We start from the raw sequence: 15,684 nt of genomic DNA, 5'->3' as shown, positions 1-15,684 counted from the left end.
AAAATCGCACGCGCACATGAGACCCCCGCTCGGGCTATGCCCTCCCGGCGGTCTCATGTGCGCGCCAAAGGTGGCCTGGTCTTGCTCCGCCTAATGGCCGGATTTTACTCCGCCGTTGACAGCCGCCATGTCATTTTTGGGGTGGGTTGCGGACTGGCGACTATTGGTCTCTTGCGGTCAAAAGCTGACGTCGCCGCCCAACCAAACGTTTTCGTTAGACGTGATTTGTGTTCAGATGAGCACCTGACTTTTCACCGTGCAAGCTGTGGGCAGAGAAGCGGTGCATAATCAAGATTTGTGCACCGCTTCTCAAGTTTATAACTCTCGGAAATACCGAGCTACGGGCCAACGTTGAAAGCCGGCGCTTTCATAAACCGCTCTGGCCGGTGCATGGCCGGGGTCGCCTCCTGTTTCCACCATCACCATTTTCATCCCTTCGCAACGCATTAAATCCGCCGAGAAGTCCAGAAGCGCTGTGCCTATTCCCTGCCGGTGATATTTTGGATCAACAGCCATAATCCGTACCTCGCCCATCTGGTCGATTGGATGGAGATGAAGACCGACCCATCCCAAGATTTCGGCCTGATGGGTCGCTACCCAGACGTCGGTGGCCTCATGTTCTAGGATTTGCGCGACGTCATAGGCTTGTCTAACCGCCCACCCGTCGGGAAAGAATGCGTCATATGCAAATGCCTGCACTGCGGGTTTGAGAGCGGTAAAAACCGGCTCCCAAGCCCGCAATGACAGTTCGATAATTTCGGTTTTTTGTTCGAGCTTGTAAGCCTCGATGCGGAAATCCATGGAAAACGCTCCGAAAAAGACATGAAAAAACGGGCCAGAACAGGGCTGGCCCACACTCATTTCTTCTTACTTAGCGTACTCGGACGTTCGCGAACGACGGTATCAAGGTCAAGCCTTTAGGTTGCTCGAACATTGTGGAACGATAGCAATGACAAATCAACGGCTTTACATAATGCATTGAGCGACGACAGACGGCAGCTTTCGGGATTTGGCAACCTAAACGGGCAGCTGGTCGATTTGGGCCGCTATGGAAATTCTGCTCCGCTCGGCTTCAAGCATGCTCTCGGTCATCCTTGTAAATTCGGCCTCGCTCAGGCCGGGTGGAATGACCGGGAGGTAGGAAACCGCTATTGTACCCGGTGATTTTGGCCCCGAAGCTGCGTTGCTCCAGAAGCACCCAGAGTTAAGCGCAACCGGAAGAGCGGGAACACCCAGATGCTTGTACAATAGCCCTGCACCACGCTTGAACTTGACCGGTTCCCCGGGACCTTTTCGGCTGCCCTCAGGGAAAATGAGTACTGAACGCCCTTGCGAGAGAGCCTCTCGACTTTGCTCCAACATTATGGAGAAAGATTTCGCCCCGGAGGCGCGATCGATGATGATCATCGGAGAGCGTCGTAGATACCAACCCAGAACCGGGATATTCAGCAGCTCGTTCTTGGCGACGATTGCAACGTCAGGTGCCATCACGAGGAACGCCAAAGTCTCCCACATGGACTGATGATTGGAGATGATTAGGCAAGGCGTCTGACACCTGAGACCACTCACCGTGTGCTCTAAACCAACTACCACTCGCAAGCCTCCTAGGAGCCCGCGCGCCCAAAGCCGAGTAACGGCACGAATTGCCTTTTCCGGACCACCTACAACCGCGAACCAAGGTATTCCGATAGCGAACAGACCGGTCCACACGGCCATCACGACATCGAAGGCTACCGATCGAATATGGGTGGTGCTCGTAATATTATCTCTCAAAATGATCAGGGAAGTGGGGGATGGAGCCCAGCAAGCCTTTGAAGGGTACGCACTGCTCGTACAGATAGGGACTTCGGTTCAGCAATCCTACAGGGGTGAATAAAGAGTGATGTGATGCTTTGGTTCGGCCGCTCCGTCGAATCCTCGCTGTGGCCCATTACGACCTCGGCTGTGCGTCTGCTTATAGACGTTGCCGCCCCGAAACCTACCTGTCTTGGACGAGTGCAACACCTAAACCGATGGCTCGCCTTTCGTAGGGTTTCCGTGCATGCTTGCTTCTAGACATGAACGCGGATGCGGGATGCCGGCCAAACAGAGGTGCTGATTTCTATCGGGCGGCCGTTTGTATCCACATTGCGGCCTTCGAGGACGACGACTGGGCTGTCCTGAGGAATGCGCAGCATTTCAGCTTCGGCGCGGGTGGGGTGGCGCGCCGATATGGCGGTGTCGCTACGCCTTGTATCTTCCACGCCGAGCCGCCGGATCAGGTCGGTGATGCCGCTGGCTTCGCTAATGTGGTTTGGTAAATCAGGGAACCGGTCGGCGGAGAAATAGTGCCTCGCGACGCACAACGGATCACGTCCCGTCCAGCGCAGCAGACGCAGATCGAAGATGCGGGCGCGGCGCGAAATGGTGAGGTCGCGGGCGAGCTCGGCACTGACTCGGGGCTGATTCAGGCTCAGCAATTCCATCCGCGAGGTTCGGGCCAGAGCCTGAACGTTGTCATTATAGCGCGTGCGCGACTTGACGTAATAATCGACCAATTGGCCCGCGACATAGACGCCGCTGCCCTGTCGGCTCAGCACAAGTCCCTGTTGGGCCAGGGCTTCAATCGCCCGCCTGATGGTGTGGCGGGTTGCGCCATGCTGTTCGGCCAGTTCCACCTGCGTCGGCAATTTGCTGCCTGTCCTGAGCTCTCCAGCGGCAATTTGCGCTGCGATCGTGGCGGCGATGGCTTCGATTTCTATCGGGGGTCGGCTGGGGGGCATGAAATCTGTCTCGGTGGCATCGCGTCGCGCCAAATAGCGTATTTGGTGTAACAGTTTGTTGAAGTTTCTCCACCACGGCCCGCACCAATCGGGTTTGTCACCGACATGTCATGCGGCGCGGTGACAGGTGTCCTGGTTTTTTGAGGGCCCTATCAGGGGGCGCAAATCAGGGACTTTCACCATGACTATCAAGAGCATGCTGACCTCAGCGCTTTTGGCCAGCACCTTGCTGATAACGCCAGTTGCAGCCCAGGAGCTGCGTGTGGCTCTGCCAACCTTCACCTCCAAGTTCGCGCCAAATGTGTGGGGCAATGACGGCGCTCCCATGCTCTACCAAGTGTATGAGACGCTGATCACCCGCGACCCCTTCGCACGTCCGCTGTCCTTCGTTCCCGGTCTCGCGACCGAATGGAAGCAGATCGAGCCCACCATCTGGGAGCTCAAGCTGCGCGCCGACGTGCAGATGCACGACGGCACCGCCATGGATGCCGAAGACGTCAAGTCGTCGCTCGACCCGATCTTCAGTGGCACCGACCCGGAATACACCTCGGCCTGGGGCACGTTCCACTACAACTTCGACCATGTCGAAATCATCGACCCGCTGACCGTTCGCATCCATACCAAGCGCGAAGAGCCGCTATTTGAAGCGTTGATGTCGCTGAGCACTGCGAGCATCACCTCCAAGGAGCATTACGACGCCGTCGGCTACGATCAGGCCTTGCTCTCTCCCGTCGGTACGGGGCCCTACAAGGTGGTGCAGCTGACGCCGGGCGAACGCGCCCAGATGGAGCGTTTTGATGGCTACTGGGGCGAAGCGGCCCCGTTCGAGACGCTCGACTTCCGTCTCGTGCCGGAAGTGGCTTCGCGCATCACCGGTCTGGTGAATGGCGAATTCGACCTTGTCGCCAACATTCCGCCCGATCAGGCCCCGGCGCTGGAGCGCGATGGCATCAGCCAGCTGGGCGTTACCTGGCCAATGTTCCACGTTTGGGTCATCAATCAGGTTTCCGGCCCGACCGTCGACCTGAAGGTCCGTCAAGCCATGCGCCTGTGCACCGACAACCAGGCCCTGGTTGATGGGCTCTGGGGTGGTCTGGCCCATGTCCCAAGTGCGCACCAGTTCGAGGAATATGGCGAGCCATTCTATATGGACGACATCGACTATAGCGGTCGCGACGTCGAGAAGGCCAAGCAGCTGCTGGCCGAGGCGGGCTATAATGGCGAGCCGATCATCGCCCAGTTCACGCAGAGCTACTACCTCTACGGCAACCTTGCGGCGCAGGTGATCCAGCAGCAGTGGCAGGATTGCGGCCTCAACCTGGAACTCCAGCAGGTCGAAACCGTCGACCACCAGAAGACCAACATCAGCACCTGGTCCAACCCGATGTACTATCCCGACCCAATGGGTGCGATGGACGTGCACTGGTCGGCCAACAGCAACTACGCCAAGCGTGGCACCTGGAAACCGTCGCACCCTGAATGGGATGCCACGTTCGAAGCTGCACGCTTCGGCGCCGATGTGGAAACCCGCAAGACCGCTTATCGCAAGCTGCTGGAGCTCGAGCAGCAGGAAGCCGGCTGGATCCTGCTGTACGAACCCCACGAGATCTACGGCATGCGTGACGATATCTCGTTCGAGATCCCCGTCGCCTACCGCCCCTATGTTCTGCCGCTGCATGCGGGCCAGATCACGGTCGGCAAGTAAGTCAGTGCAGGGGGCGGCCTCTTGCCGCCTCCTGCTCCTCGTCCTGAGCTTCAGGAGCTTTTATGATCCATTTCATGTCTGGCCGATTGCTGCGCGCCCTGGTGGCGCTGGCATTGGTACTGGTCATCGCCTTTCTCACCGTCCGCTTCTCGGGCGAGCCGTTCGAGCGCATGTTCCCCGAAGGCACCACCGTCGAGCATGAGCAGGCGCTGCGAGAGGAGTGGAACCTCGACAAGTCGCTGCCAGAGCAGTTTGCAATCTACGTTGGCAACATCTTCACCGGCAATTTCGGGCAATCCTTGTTCACCAAGGAATCGGTGTGGTCGATCTATGCTGAACGCCTGCCGGCGACACTGGCCATTGGCGGATTGGCCCTGCTGCTGGCCATACTGATCGGGATCCCGCTTGGCGCCGCCTCGGCGCTGTGGCGCCAGAGCGCCGTGGCGAAAGTCGCCATGTGGTTCGCCTTTCTCGGCTACGCGGTGCCCCACTATGTCCTGGGTATCGGTCTTGTGCTGCTGCTTGGCTATCTGTGGGGCCTGCTGCCGACCACGGGGCTGGATTCGGCGGCGCACTATGTCCTGCCGGTGCTGACGCTCGCCATTCCGATGATTGCGGCGCTGGCCCGCTACCAGCGAGCGGCCATGCTGGACGCCATTGCCCAGCCGCATGTGATGACGGCGATGTCCAAGGGCATCAGCGAGCGCAAACTGGCTCAGACGCATATCCTGCGCAACGCGATGGTGCCGTTGCTGACGGTGCTGGGGCTGGAAGTTGCCGGGCTGGTCAATGGCTCGATCTTTGTCGAGACGGTGTTCTCGCTGCCAGGCGTCGGTCGCGTGCTGGTCAATGCAGTGCTCGACAAGAATTATCCCGTGCTGCAGTTCGGCGTGCTCGCCTACGCCGCGATCATCGTATCCATCACCCTGCTGATCGACATTTTATACACCGTCGCCGACCCCCGCATCAGACTGGAAGCCTGACCATGTCCACTGAACTCAAGACTGCCCATCAGGCGGCCGAAGCCGCAGTGACACAGGCCGCTGTTCCGCCACCTGCTGCCGTGCGCGCGGCCAGGCGACCGCGCAGCATCTTCGCGCTCGGGTTTGATCGTCTGACCATATCGCTTGGTGTTCTTGCCTTCATCCTGTTGCTGGGTGCGCTGGCTCCGGTGCTGGCCCCCCATGATCCCAACAGGGTCGACATGCTGGCTCGCATGGCGCCGCCAGTATGGATGGATGGCGGCACCTGGAACCATCTGCTGGGAACCGATCAGATCGGTCGCGACCTGCTGTCTCGCGCGATGTGGGGCATTCTCACCAGCTTCGGCATTGCCGCTTTCGGACTGATCTTCAGTGCGGTGCTTGGCATAGGGCTCGGCGTCGTCGCGGGCCTGGTCGGTGGCTGGTTTGACCGCATAGCCATGATGCTGGTGGATGTGTTCATCACGCTGCCCAACCTGCTGCTCATCCTGTGCGGCATTGCGGTGCTGGGAACCGACACCTGGGTGTTGATCCTGATGATCGGCCTCGTGCGCTGGGAAGCCTATGCACGACTGGTGCGCGGGCAGGTGCTGTATATGCGCGAGCTTGGCTACGTCGAATCCAGCCGTGTGTTGGGGGGCGGGCCGGTCTGGATCATCCGCCGTCACATCCTGCCGAATTTGATTTCGCCGATGATGGTGATGGTCACGCTCAGCTTCCCCGGGGTTCTGTTGATGGAAGCCGGCCTGTCGTTCCTCGGCGTGGGGGTGCAACCGCCGACCGCGTCGCTGGGCCGTATGATCGGCGATGGCCGCGACTACCTGATCAATGCCTGGTGGATTGCGCTGGTGCCATCGGTGGTGGTGGTCGCCATCACCCTGACTTTTCAGATCGCAGGCGATGCGCTGCGCGATCGCATGGATGAGTTGAACAATGGCTGACATACTTCTCGACATCGACGCCTTGAGCGTGACCTTCGACACGGGTTCCGGCCCCATCCAGGCTGTGCGCTCCGCGGGCCTGACCATTCGTCGCGGCGAAACCGTCGCCATTGTCGGGGAGAGCGGATCGGGCAAATCGACCCTGGCCAAGGCGCTGGTCCGCCTCAATCAGGCGCCTTTTACCCCGGTGCGTACCCGCATCGAGGGACGGGCAACGCTGCGGAGGCACAACGGGCCCATGGACCTGGTCACGGCAACGGACGCGGACATGCGCCGTGTCCGCGCCACCCAGATCGCCATGATCTCGCAGGACGCCCTGTCCGGCCTCAATCCGATCATCACCATCGGCCGGCAGATCGGAGAAGCCCTGCGGGCTTCAGGCCCTATTCTTGATAGGAAAGAACGCCAGCAAACCGTCATGCGTATTCTTGACGAGGTGGGACTGCCTGACCCTGAAGACATGGCCGGTCGCTATCCCCATCAATTGTCCGGTGGGCAGCGCCAACGCGTGATGATCGCCATGGCGGTTTCGCGTAGTCCGCAATTGCTGATTGCCGACGAGCCAACCACGGCTCTCGACGTGACTGTCCAGGCCCGCATCCTGCGGCTGATAAAGTCCGAGCAGGAGCGTTCCGGCGCAGCGGTCATTTTCATCACCCACGACCTTGGCGTCGTCGCGCGCATCGCTGATCGCGTGGCGGTGATGTATGCCGGTCAGATCATCGAGGTCGCGCCTGTCCGCGATTTCCTCAAGGCGCCCAGTCACCCCTACACGGCCGGCCTTCTGGCCTCCGTGCCGGGGGCGGGCCGCGCCCATCCGCGTCTCAAGGGCTATGCCCCGGAGCCGAAGGCCGTGCCGGAAGGCTGTGCGTTCCGGCCACGCTGCCCGCTCGCCGGCGTCGACTGTCTCAGCGCACCACCAGTGGTCGAGGCCGAAAACCACCAGGTCCGGTGCTGGAGGGTTGCAGCATGAATATCGAAATCACCAACCTGTCCGTTACCTACCGCTCGGGACTCTTTGCGAAGCGACAGGCCACCAAGGCGCTGAACGATGTGAGCCTGAACATTCCATCGGGCTCGACCATGGGCATCGTGGGGGAAAGCGGCTCGGGCAAGTCGACCCTGGGGCGGGTTCTGCTGCGCATGCTCGCGCCCAGCGGGGGCAATGTGAGGATCGGCGGCAAGGACCCATTTGCCCTTCAGGCGAGCGGTCTCTCCCAGTTTCGGCGGTCGGTTCAGGCGGTGTTCCAGGATTCAGGGGCCTCGCTGGACCCCCGACAGAGCGTGGGCACCTCGATCCGCGAGGGCCTAGATATTCATCGGATAGGCACGCCCAACGAGCGCAATGACCGTGTTGTCGAATTGCTGGAGAAGGTTGGACTTGCCCCTAACTACCAGCATCGTATGCCCCATACCCTCTCTGGCGGGCAGCGGCAGCGTGTCAACATCGCCCGCGCCTTGGCGCTGTCACCGACAGTGCTGATTGCGGACGAGCCGGTATCGGCGCTCGACACCTCCGTCCAGGCGCAGATCCTCGAATTGCTGGCGGCGCTCCGCGTCCAGACCGGCCTCACCATGGTGTTCATCTCCCATGACCTCGGGGTCGTGCGCGAACTGTGTGACCGCGTCGCCATCATGCATGGCGGCAATCTGGTCGAAGAGGGCGCCATCGACGCCGTGTTCGACAGGCCGCAGCACGAGATCACCCAAGCCCTGTTGCGCGACCGGCCCACCCTCGAGCTTCCAAGCTAGATAATTTTTCAATTCATGAACTGGATTAAGACCATGTCTCTCGATGCTTTCAATGCTCCCGGTCAATTCTGGAAGGGCAATCTGCACACGCACTCCAACCGCTCCGACGGCAAGCTGTCGCCAGAAGAAGTGTGCCGCCGCTACCGCGAGCGTGGCTATGACTTCCTCTGCCTGTCGGACCATTTCCTGGGCAAGTTCGACTTTCCGCTGACCGATACGACCGGCTATCGTACCGATAGCTTCACCACCATTCTCGGTGCTGAACTGCACGCCAATGCAACGCAAGGTGGCGATCATTGGCATATCCTGGCCATTGGCCTGCCTGCTGATTTTGCACCGACCGGCGACGACGAAACCGGACCTCAGCTGGCTGAGCGCGCGTTCCAGGCCGGCGCTTTCGTCGCCATTCCGCATCCCGAATGGTACGGGCTGACTCAGCAAGACGCCAAGGCCATCGTCAATGCCCACGCGGTTGAGGTCTACAATCACACCAGCCAGATTCACGCCTCCCGTGGCGGCGGCAGCTATTTCCTCGATGATCTGCTGATGTCGGGCCGCAAGATCAACGCGCTCGCCTGCGACGACGCGCATTTCAACATTCCCGGCGACGAAAACCGCGATGCCTTTGGCGGCTGGGTGATGGTCAAATCCGAGGCCAACACGCCCGAAGCGCTGCTGGCTGCCCTCAAGGCAGGCACCTATTACTCGACCCAGAGTCCTGAAATTCTGGCGATGAGCCAGGACGGCAACGAGCTGGTCATCGAATGCTCTGCTGCGGCCCAGGTCATGCTGCTCGGCCACAATGCTTTGTCTGCCTTCACCTCCGGCGACGGCATCACACAGGCTCGACTGCCGCTGGATCGCTTCACCGGCCAATGGGGCCGACTGGTCGTGATGGACGCACAGGGCCGCTGCGCCTGGTCCAACCCGATGTGGTTCTGAGACAAAATCCGTTAGGCAAGACTATGAACAAGACTGACATGCTGGGGCACAACTTCCGCGGCCCCGTTTCGACCGCCATTTTCGATTGGGCCGGCACGGTTCTTGACTTTGGATGCATTGCACCCGTCGCGGCGTTCCGCGAGGCATTTGCCGCGGACGGCGTGGCCATTACCGAAGCCGAGGCGCGCGCGCCCATGGGCGCCGCCAAGCGCGAACACCTCGAGATGATCCTGGCCAAGCCGGCCGTTGCCCAGCGCTGGCAGGCGGGCAAAGGCGGTGCTTCTACACAGGCGGATGTGGATCGCCTCTACGCGGCGTTCCTGCGCATCGATGAGATCAACTGCGCTCGCTACAGTGCTCTCATTCCCGGTGCGCTGGACACCATCGCCGCGCTGCGCAGCCGCGACATCGCCATCGGCAGCACCACGGGCTATCCCCGCAGCGTGATGAATGGCCTGATGCCGCTGGCCAAGGTGCAGGGATATGAGCCCGATCATTGTGTTACGGTTAGCGACGTCAAACGCGGACGGCCCTATCCGGACATGGTGCTGGACAATGCCATCGCGCTCGGAGCGCCCGATGTGTGCGCCTGCGTGGTGGTGGACGACAGCCCGACGGGTCTGGTGTCGGCACGCGCTGCCGGCATGTGGGCTATCGGCATCATTGCCAGCGGCAATGAAATCGGTCTGTCGCTCGCCGATTGGCAGGCGCTGGACGAGGGCGCGCAAGACGCACACCGGCAGCGGGCGCAGGGCGTGCTCCGCGAGGCGGGCGCCCACTACACCATCGACACCATCGCCGACCTCATGCCGGTGATCGAGGCCATCAACGCCCGCTTGCTGGGCGGAGACAAGCCATGAGCGCATGGACCTACTTCAACCCGGTCAACCTGCGCTTCGGCAACGGCGTGATCGCCGACATCGGCAAGCTCGTCGCCGGACGCCGCTATCTGCTGGTGACCCATCCCGACGCGCCAATGATGCCGTGGCGGGAGAAAGTTGCCGCGCTCGCCGGATCCCCGGTTGCGGTCGTAGACGCGATCGAGCCCAATCCGTCGCTGTCCATGCTCAAGCCCATCTGCGCACAGCTGGCGACGCTCGACAGCACCGTTGAGGTTGTCGTTGCCCTGGGCGGCGGATCGGTCATCGACGCCGCCAAGTTCCTCGCTGCCGGGCACCTGCAGTTCGAACTCGTGCGAGACTATCTGGAAACCGGCGCCACTATCGAGCGCCAGGCCTTGCCGATCATTGCCATTCCCACCACGGCGGGTACCGGCAGCGATCTGACCAAATGGGCGACCATCTGGGACCCGGAAACCGACCGCAAGCTGTCGCTGAACCATCAGGACCTATATGCCGAGGCCGTTCTGGTCGACCCAGAAATTACTGCCTCGCTGCCTTGGAGCATGACGCGCGCCAGCGGGCTTGATGCCTTGTCGCACGCGCTTGAAAGCATCTGGAACGTCAACGCCAATCCGGTGACACGCACATTTGCCATTGCGGCAGCTCGCGACATCGTCATTGCCCTTCCGCGCCTCCAAACAGACCTCGGCGACGCCGAGGCGCGAGAGCTGATGGCGCGCGGTTCGACCAATGCCGGGCTGGCGTTTTCCAATACTATGACCGCGCTGGCGCACAACATCTCGTATCCGATCACCCTGCACCATGGCGTCGTGCACGGCATCGCCTGCTCGTTCAGTCTGCCGGAGGTGATGGTCGCGGCGCTTGGCATCAATACCGCGTGCGACGAGGCGCTGAGGAGCATCTTTGGTGACCTAAATGGGGCTCCCGTCAAGCTCCGCCAATTCCTCAACAGTCTTGACGTCCCCGCCGATCCTGCGGCGATGGGCGTCGGGGCAGAGGAATGGCTGCAGGTGCTTGGGGAGGCCTTTGTTGGGCCGCGCGGCCGGAACTTCCTAGGGTCGGCGGATCGCTTTCCGGCCGCCAATGTGCGCTGATCCCCCTGCGCCGGCGGGTGACCTGTATGCACGTACAGATCGGCAGAGCTCGAAGGTGGTTGAGCTTAGCGACCGCGGGCGTGGGCAGGTTAGTAATCCTCTTTGGGACCAGCGAGCCTCTGACTATTGGACGCGCTACTGCTGCACCTACCAAAAGCGCCGTCTTGACGGTGCCCCCAGTCTAAACGGGTGAGCGGGCTTTAGTTCGACTGATCTGGCGTTGAGGTGCTCATTCTGTGGGCAGTTATGTGAACGGTCCCAGATACCAATTCGCAACCATTGGGGGCTCGATGCCCATCGTCTGGATCGAAGGCAAGCGCAAGATGAGCCAGGGCCAGCCCGAGGCAAATCGCGACGGCGTCGCCGCGGGGCTGGCGCCGAGCGATCGAGCCAACGAACGCGCCGTTGCCACAATGATACCGACCGGACCACGCTGATTTCGGCGTTTCGAGCGGGCGAGGCGTCCGCACATCAATCAAAGCCTTCCTGCTCGCGAAGCACTCCCCAGCTATCGTGCCACAGGTCTCGGTTCTGGATCGATACCACAACGCGGGTGAAGCCATAGCGTTCTGCGATGATCTCCGCGTAGGAGAGCGCTACCGGCGGATCGAATGGCCCTTCGGATCGCGCGTGGATATGCTCGCCTTGGAGTTGCGCTCCGGCCAATAGACCTTTGCCGTAGGTGGCTCAGCGGGCAGGTCGGCAGCCAGCAGCGCCGTGCTATCAAATCCAATGCCAACGGTGACAGCGTCGAGCGCCACTTCATCGTCATCTGTGGTCCAAAGGTAAGGCGGCATGCTGGGAGGATAGCGCACCCGCCCAGGCAGCTCAATCCTGAGGGTGGAGCGCGCCCCATGTTTCGTCCCATTGAGCGTCAGGCTCGAGAACGACGTAGATCACAGTCTGCTGTCGTGACTGTGCGTCACGTTGTGCAGCCACAAGCCCATTGAGAATAGGATAGCCCTCTTCGGTGTGGACATCGCCATCCATCGCGTTGGAAACGCTGGCGACCGCTGGCCCGATTGAGACGACGACGCTGTCCACAATCTCTTGGGCTAGGTCATTGTCGATTAGTTTGAACGTCGCCATAGGGCCTCCTTGTCTTGAGGCAACGCGCTCGTCATGCTGCAGGTTGCGGAGAACAAAAAGCCCTGCCCAAGCAGGGGCAAGTTCAGGAAACAACGCAGTGAGGCCTCAACCGCATGAGGCGCGATTTCCGCTCGTCGCGGTATTCGCCCTTAGTCCCGGTGTTCAAATAGAATTACTGGGAGAGTAGCGTTTGAACCGGAGGCTCGAGGTCACCATCCCGAGCCTTTAGAGGCCAAGCGGCATCAGACACCGCGATAATGGCAACAAAAAGCCCCGCTTGGTGGAGATCGCGCGGCATGGCGCGGCACGCTTGCTGCTCACATACGGGCTGTCGTTGAAATCCGTCGTAGAGCCGTTAGGTCTTTTCTCGCCGCCGTGCACTGCTTTCGAACGCCGCGTCGCCGTCACGCCGCAGCTTTTCCGCGATAGGTATGCCGAGCTGCAAGAGCGGGGTTGCCGTCGAGTGTAGGCCTCGCTGGCCTCTCTTTGCGCTGAACCAGGTTCGACACCTTTCTCACGAGTTTACCAGTGGGCGGCCTTACAGCGTCGACAGAAACGCCCGGAGGTTTGCTTCATACTGCGCTGGATCGAGCTTCCAAGACTGGATGTGACCCGCTGCAGTGCGGAGGTAGGACGTTGGAGCGCTGCGCATTGCGACGAGACGATCACTGCTGCCGATCGGCACGATCTGGTCAATGAATCCGTGAGACAAAAACAACGGTTTATCCAAGCGTGCGAGCGCCTCCGTAGTTTCCGCCTCCCCAAGGGGCACTGTTGAGAACCAGTCGCTAAAGAGCAGAGCCCCCCGCGCCAGGATCGGGGCGAGTGGTAAATGCATCTTCTCGATCTGGTCGGTCAGGATGGCGTCGAAACTAAGGGCAGGGGCATCAAGGACAATCGCAGAAATCGCTTCACTCTGTTCCGAGTGAAGCATGAACTGACCGACGATGCCGCCGCCCATCGACTCAGCAATCAAAATGACGGACGGCGCCCCATTTTTCAAAGCGTAGCGAACGGCGCGCTCAAGGTCTGGCCATTCGGTAAGGCCAAATGCATAGAGCCCGCTAGGGTCGACGGGCGCACCGCTGTCATCGCGATAACTGATCAACAAGACCGGGTGTCCGGCATCGTGAAATGTTGGAAGGAAACGGTAGCCATTTTCTCTGCCGCCGCCGATGCCGTGAACAAATAGCGCCCACGGCGCCGCCGCGCCAGGTGACTCAGTTGGGATGAACCAGGCGGGCAGTTGGCCCAACGGACCGTCGATATCGATGCTCTCGAACTGGTAACCAAAGGCGCGGTTAGGATCTCCCTGATAGCCGATATCGGCCGGCACCTCGGGTGCTGGCCAGCCAGCGTTCTGCGCGGTCGCCGCGCCAACACGTAATGTGCTTTCGAGGAGCCGCGACGCCTGCCAGCTCCCGATCAGGATGTAGGCCAAGAGGAGAATAACCAAGACGCCAAGCGTCCACCGTACCGACTTCGGAAAGAGATTCATGTTCAGCCCCCACGCCGATGGACGATAGGCGGCCAACGATAACAATTCGTCACCCCTGACGATGCCAGGAGGATGCTATTGAGGAGCGGTGCCGTGTCACATACACCAATATCCCACGAGCCTGCGAAACGCGCCGCGGCAGCGAGTAGTAGCGTGCTCGTTTGGTCTCCTTCGTCCATCCCGGCAGGCGGCGATGTGGAATTTCCTTGTTCGCTGACGGTGGGTTGATCACGCGGGCCTAATGGCCATACTGCCTTGGTCTGTCGTCCCCGGATAAGGAAGCATATGTTCGCCCGATTGATTGGCCTCACGGCCATTATGTCTATCACGCTGGCCGGTGCCGTCGTCGCTGATCAGGTTTCAAACACCGCCGAGTTACCAACTTTGGACGGTCGAGGTGGAATTCTGGCAACGGAAAGCGGGCGCTATATTTTCAGTCCTGACACGTGCGGCATGTGGGTTGAAGATGGCCAGCATGACATAGAAATCCAGGGACCTGGCACCGATCCCGACGGGCGGCTGATTTTCTTCGAACTCAGCTCGACCGGTCGCCATCTGAGTGTCGGTTTCGATATCGCTTCGGTGTTCGACAGTCCGGGCGAACAACTGATTGCAGATGGCTTTGACGTCGAGGTTTCCGGCACAGCCATTACCGTCCGCGACCTCGTGTTGCGGGATCAGGACGGTAATCTCGTCGGAGCCGGCATGCTGGCCATCGATTGCCAGTCAGCCTCATGACCGGACTATTTAGTAGGCCGCCTCGAATAAGGTGGAGGGAGTGTTGAGATGAGGATGACTGTTTTCGCTGTGGCGGGGTTGTTGCTAGGCCCGGCCGCGGCCCAGGAAATGCCGGTCTACGAGGCTACAGGTACTGTAGCGTTTATGCTGGGCGCGGATTCGCACCAACACTATACGACATGGAACACCGTGCCGAACGAGCCAGGGCGTGAGATCCATACCGCGTCGTGGCAGGTGCTCAAGCCGATGTTGTTGGGCGGCGTCAATATAGCGCCCAACGACGTGTTCGTGGTTGTCAGTGCTCACCCAACCGTGAATCCACAAGCCGGGCAGGCAGAGATACGTTTAGAGTTTTCGCTGGACCCTGAAACGCTGCAGCATAGGTCATCTGTTCCATTCACGGTGAGGTATGAGCCGAAAAGCGGGGCCGCACCACTGACCTGGGAGGACATCAACGTCCTCTCAATGCAAACCGAGCGCGTTGATGACGACACGATCCAGTTGCACGCGGAAATCGAAGGGATTGGCAGCGGCAACGGAGTGGAAGGGTTCACCGCAGTGCTAGATCTTCAGACCATCAAAAAAAGATAGGCCGGTCCGGAGGCCTGACCCGTCGATCGCCCGAAGCGACCCGCCAAGCGAAAGCCGGCGGGGCCCTTTATCGTTGCCCGCACAAGCCGGGGCTCAAGATCCTGGCAAGACGCATTTCACGTGAGCGGAATCGAGCTGCATGAGTTGATTGGAACGAACATCAAACCGCACCGCCCAAAGGGTATCTTCGGTTTGCAGCCATCCGCCCATATCTTTAGCCCGGACCAGACCAATCACCGAGGGATCGGGGACATCATCCACATAGCATTCCTCAAAGGCCCAAAGTTGCCCCTCGGTCCGCTCGGGAACGTCAAGTGAGGCGATGATTTCCCAACTCGGGATGCCGTCGGCATGATCGAGAAGCTTTTGCCCAGGGACCGCCGACACCGACCCGTCCTGCTCGTTGAGTGCTGCAATTGAGTAGGCGCAGAAATCCTCTCCCATCGGGATACATGTGCCCATGTCGCTGAGCATGCCGTTGGGGTAGGGCGGCACGATTGCTCCCACCAGTTCAGCGGCGTCAACTGGGATGGTAAAGGCAAGAGTTGCCATAACCGCGGCGCTGACCATTATGTGCATGTTGCCCCCAATAGTTCCAAGACCCGGAGCTGGGACCGCGAAGACGTCGTCTTCGATCCGCTGCATTACCTGCCGCTGATCGAGCAAAAGATCAACGCCCTGGATCAGGCGGCACCTCTCCAGGGCTGGGATCTGCCTGAAGAGTTC

18 protein-coding genes are annotated in these 15,684 nt (G+C 60.4%); 11 read left to right on the top strand and 7 right to left on the bottom strand.

The window, feature by feature from the left end; translation table 11 throughout:
• Window positions 1–315 precede the first annotated feature (315 nt).
• The 3 genes from ACX3OZ_RS20340 to phnF all read right to left on the bottom strand — a co-directional run bounded on the left by ACX3OZ_RS20340 (window position 316) and on the right by phnF (window position 2,795).
• On the bottom strand, window positions 316–801 hold the full coding sequence (locus tag ACX3OZ_RS20340; RefSeq protein ID WP_459105432.1) for a GNAT family N-acetyltransferase: 486 nt from the start codon (window positions 799–801) through the stop codon (window positions 316–318).
• 216 nt (window positions 802–1,017) lie between these two features.
• On the bottom strand, window positions 1,018–1,716 hold the full coding sequence (locus ACX3OZ_RS20335; protein ID WP_459105431.1) for a lysophospholipid acyltransferase family protein: 699 nt from the start codon (window positions 1,714–1,716) through the stop codon (window positions 1,018–1,020).
• A 335-nt stretch (window positions 1,717–2,051) separates the two neighbouring features.
• Window positions 2,052–2,795, bottom strand: coding sequence for a phosphonate metabolism transcriptional regulator PhnF (gene phnF / locus ACX3OZ_RS20330; RefSeq protein ID WP_459105430.1), 744 nt, complete (start codon window positions 2,793–2,795; stop codon window positions 2,052–2,054).
• A 229-nt stretch (window positions 2,796–3,024) separates the two neighbouring features.
• On the opposite strand from phnF, the gene ACX3OZ_RS20325 reads away from it, so the two are divergent.
• The 9 genes from ACX3OZ_RS20325 to ACX3OZ_RS20285 all read left to right on the top strand — a co-directional run bounded on the left by ACX3OZ_RS20325 (window position 3,025) and on the right by ACX3OZ_RS20285 (window position 11,479).
• Entirely contained in the window at window positions 3,025–4,467 is a 1,443-nt protein-coding gene (locus ACX3OZ_RS20325) for an ABC transporter substrate-binding protein (protein WP_459105429.1), read from the top strand.
• A gap of 62 nt (window positions 4,468–4,529) precedes the next feature.
• Window positions 4,530–5,450, top strand: a complete 921-nt coding sequence (locus ACX3OZ_RS20320) for an ABC transporter permease (protein WP_459105428.1) — start codon at window positions 4,530–4,532, stop codon at window positions 5,448–5,450.
• A gap of 2 nt (window positions 5,451–5,452) precedes the next feature.
• Window positions 5,453–6,391, top strand: a complete 939-nt coding sequence (locus ACX3OZ_RS20315) for an ABC transporter permease (protein WP_459105427.1) — start codon at window positions 5,453–5,455, stop codon at window positions 6,389–6,391.
• The gene (locus ACX3OZ_RS20310) at window positions 6,384–7,364 is read left to right on the top strand and encodes an ABC transporter ATP-binding protein (RefSeq protein WP_459105426.1); all 981 of its coding nucleotides are present in this window, start codon (window positions 6,384–6,386) and stop codon (window positions 7,362–7,364) included. Before ACX3OZ_RS20315 ends, ACX3OZ_RS20310 begins: the two co-directional genes overlap by 8 nt.
• Window positions 7,361–8,143 (top strand): ATP-binding cassette domain-containing protein, encoded by a 783-nt coding sequence (locus ACX3OZ_RS20305; protein WP_459105425.1) that lies wholly within the window; start codon window positions 7,361–7,363, stop codon window positions 8,141–8,143. The genes ACX3OZ_RS20310 and ACX3OZ_RS20305 overlap by 4 nt, the downstream gene beginning before the upstream one ends.
• 33 nt (window positions 8,144–8,176) lie before the next feature.
• On the top strand, window positions 8,177–9,085 hold the full coding sequence (locus ACX3OZ_RS20300; RefSeq protein ID WP_459105424.1) for a CehA/McbA family metallohydrolase: 909 nt from the start codon (window positions 8,177–8,179) through the stop codon (window positions 9,083–9,085).
• Window positions 9,086–9,108: 23 nt separating this feature from the next.
• Window positions 9,109–9,945, top strand: a complete 837-nt coding sequence (gene phnX / locus ACX3OZ_RS20295) for a phosphonoacetaldehyde hydrolase (protein WP_459105423.1) — start codon at window positions 9,109–9,111, stop codon at window positions 9,943–9,945.
• Window positions 9,942–11,042: an iron-containing alcohol dehydrogenase PsrA gene (psrA, locus tag ACX3OZ_RS20290; RefSeq protein WP_459105422.1), complete on the top strand. Its 1,101-nt coding sequence runs from the start codon at window positions 9,942–9,944 to the stop codon at window positions 11,040–11,042. Before phnX ends, psrA begins: the two co-directional genes overlap by 4 nt.
• Before the next feature lie 290 nt (window positions 11,043–11,332).
• Window positions 11,333–11,479, top strand: coding sequence for a hypothetical protein (locus tag ACX3OZ_RS20285; RefSeq protein ID WP_459105421.1), 147 nt, complete (start codon window positions 11,333–11,335; stop codon window positions 11,477–11,479).
• Window positions 11,480–11,638: 159 nt separating this feature from the next.
• Here ACX3OZ_RS20285 and ACX3OZ_RS20280 read toward each other — a convergent pair whose 3' ends face one another.
• From ACX3OZ_RS20280 to ACX3OZ_RS20270, 3 genes are all read right to left on the bottom strand, one after another.
• A complete protein-coding gene (locus tag ACX3OZ_RS20280; RefSeq protein WP_459105420.1) occupies window positions 11,639–11,839 on the bottom strand; it encodes a hypothetical protein in 201 nt (66 codons plus the stop codon).
• 31 nt (window positions 11,840–11,870) lie between these two features.
• Entirely contained in the window at window positions 11,871–12,131 is a 261-nt protein-coding gene (locus tag ACX3OZ_RS20275; RefSeq protein WP_459105419.1) for a hypothetical protein, read from the bottom strand.
• A 538-nt stretch (window positions 12,132–12,669) separates the two neighbouring features.
• On the bottom strand, window positions 12,670–13,629 hold the full coding sequence (locus ACX3OZ_RS20270) for an alpha/beta hydrolase (protein ID WP_459105418.1): 960 nt from the start codon (window positions 13,627–13,629) through the stop codon (window positions 12,670–12,672).
• Between the two features lie 285 nt (window positions 13,630–13,914).
• Between ACX3OZ_RS20270 and ACX3OZ_RS20265 the strand changes: the two genes are divergently transcribed.
• A complete protein-coding gene (locus tag ACX3OZ_RS20265) occupies window positions 13,915–14,367 on the top strand; it encodes a hypothetical protein (protein ID WP_459105417.1) in 453 nt (150 codons plus the stop codon).
• A 54-nt stretch (window positions 14,368–14,421) separates the two neighbouring features.
• On the top strand, window positions 14,422–14,958 hold the full coding sequence (locus tag ACX3OZ_RS20260) for a hypothetical protein (protein ID WP_459105416.1): 537 nt from the start codon (window positions 14,422–14,424) through the stop codon (window positions 14,956–14,958).
• A gap of 93 nt (window positions 14,959–15,051) precedes the next feature.
• Here the strand turns inward: ACX3OZ_RS20260 and ACX3OZ_RS20255 are convergent.
• Window positions 15,052–15,684, bottom strand: a 633-nt coding sequence (locus ACX3OZ_RS20255) for a hypothetical protein (RefSeq protein WP_459105433.1), incomplete at its 5' end; no start/stop codon positions are given.

This window comes from Devosia sp. A369 (genome assembly GCF_054489345.1).
The sequence above is the reverse complement of the archived record's forward strand: the minus strand, read 5'-3'. Positions and strand labels throughout refer to the sequence as shown.

Coding starts and splice junctions, on each gene's coding strand:
- ACX3OZ_RS20340 (WP_459105432.1), bottom strand. CDS start 801: ATGGATTTCCGCATCGAGGCTTACAAGCTCGAACAAAAAACCGAAATT.
- ACX3OZ_RS20335 (WP_459105431.1), bottom strand. CDS start 1,716: ATGGCCGTGTGGACCGGTCTGTTCGCTATCGGAATACCTTGGTTCGCG.
- ACX3OZ_RS20320 (WP_459105428.1), top strand. CDS start 4,530: ATGATCCATTTCATGTCTGGCCGATTGCTGCGCGCCCTGGTGGCGCTG.
- ACX3OZ_RS20315 (WP_459105427.1), top strand. CDS start 5,453: ATGTCCACTGAACTCAAGACTGCCCATCAGGCGGCCGAAGCCGCAGTG.
- ACX3OZ_RS20310 (WP_459105426.1), top strand. CDS start 6,384: ATGGCTGACATACTTCTCGACATCGACGCCTTGAGCGTGACCTTCGAC.
- ACX3OZ_RS20305 (WP_459105425.1), top strand. CDS start 7,361: ATGAATATCGAAATCACCAACCTGTCCGTTACCTACCGCTCGGGACTC.
- ACX3OZ_RS20300 (WP_459105424.1), top strand. CDS start 8,177: ATGTCTCTCGATGCTTTCAATGCTCCCGGTCAATTCTGGAAGGGCAAT.
- phnX (WP_459105423.1), top strand. CDS start 9,109: ATGAACAAGACTGACATGCTGGGGCACAACTTCCGCGGCCCCGTTTCG.
- psrA (WP_459105422.1), top strand. CDS start 9,942: ATGAGCGCATGGACCTACTTCAACCCGGTCAACCTGCGCTTCGGCAAC.
- ACX3OZ_RS20285 (WP_459105421.1), top strand. CDS start 11,333: ATGCCCATCGTCTGGATCGAAGGCAAGCGCAAGATGAGCCAGGGCCAG.
- ACX3OZ_RS20280 (WP_459105420.1), bottom strand. CDS start 11,839: ATGCCGCCTTACCTTTGGACCACAGATGACGATGAAGTGGCGCTCGAC.
- ACX3OZ_RS20275 (WP_459105419.1), bottom strand. CDS start 12,131: ATGGCGACGTTCAAACTAATCGACAATGACCTAGCCCAAGAGATTGTG.
- ACX3OZ_RS20270 (WP_459105418.1), bottom strand. CDS start 13,629: ATGAATCTCTTTCCGAAGTCGGTACGGTGGACGCTTGGCGTCTTGGTT.
- ACX3OZ_RS20265 (WP_459105417.1), top strand. CDS start 13,915: ATGTTCGCCCGATTGATTGGCCTCACGGCCATTATGTCTATCACGCTG.
- ACX3OZ_RS20260 (WP_459105416.1), top strand. CDS start 14,422: ATGACTGTTTTCGCTGTGGCGGGGTTGTTGCTAGGCCCGGCCGCGGCC.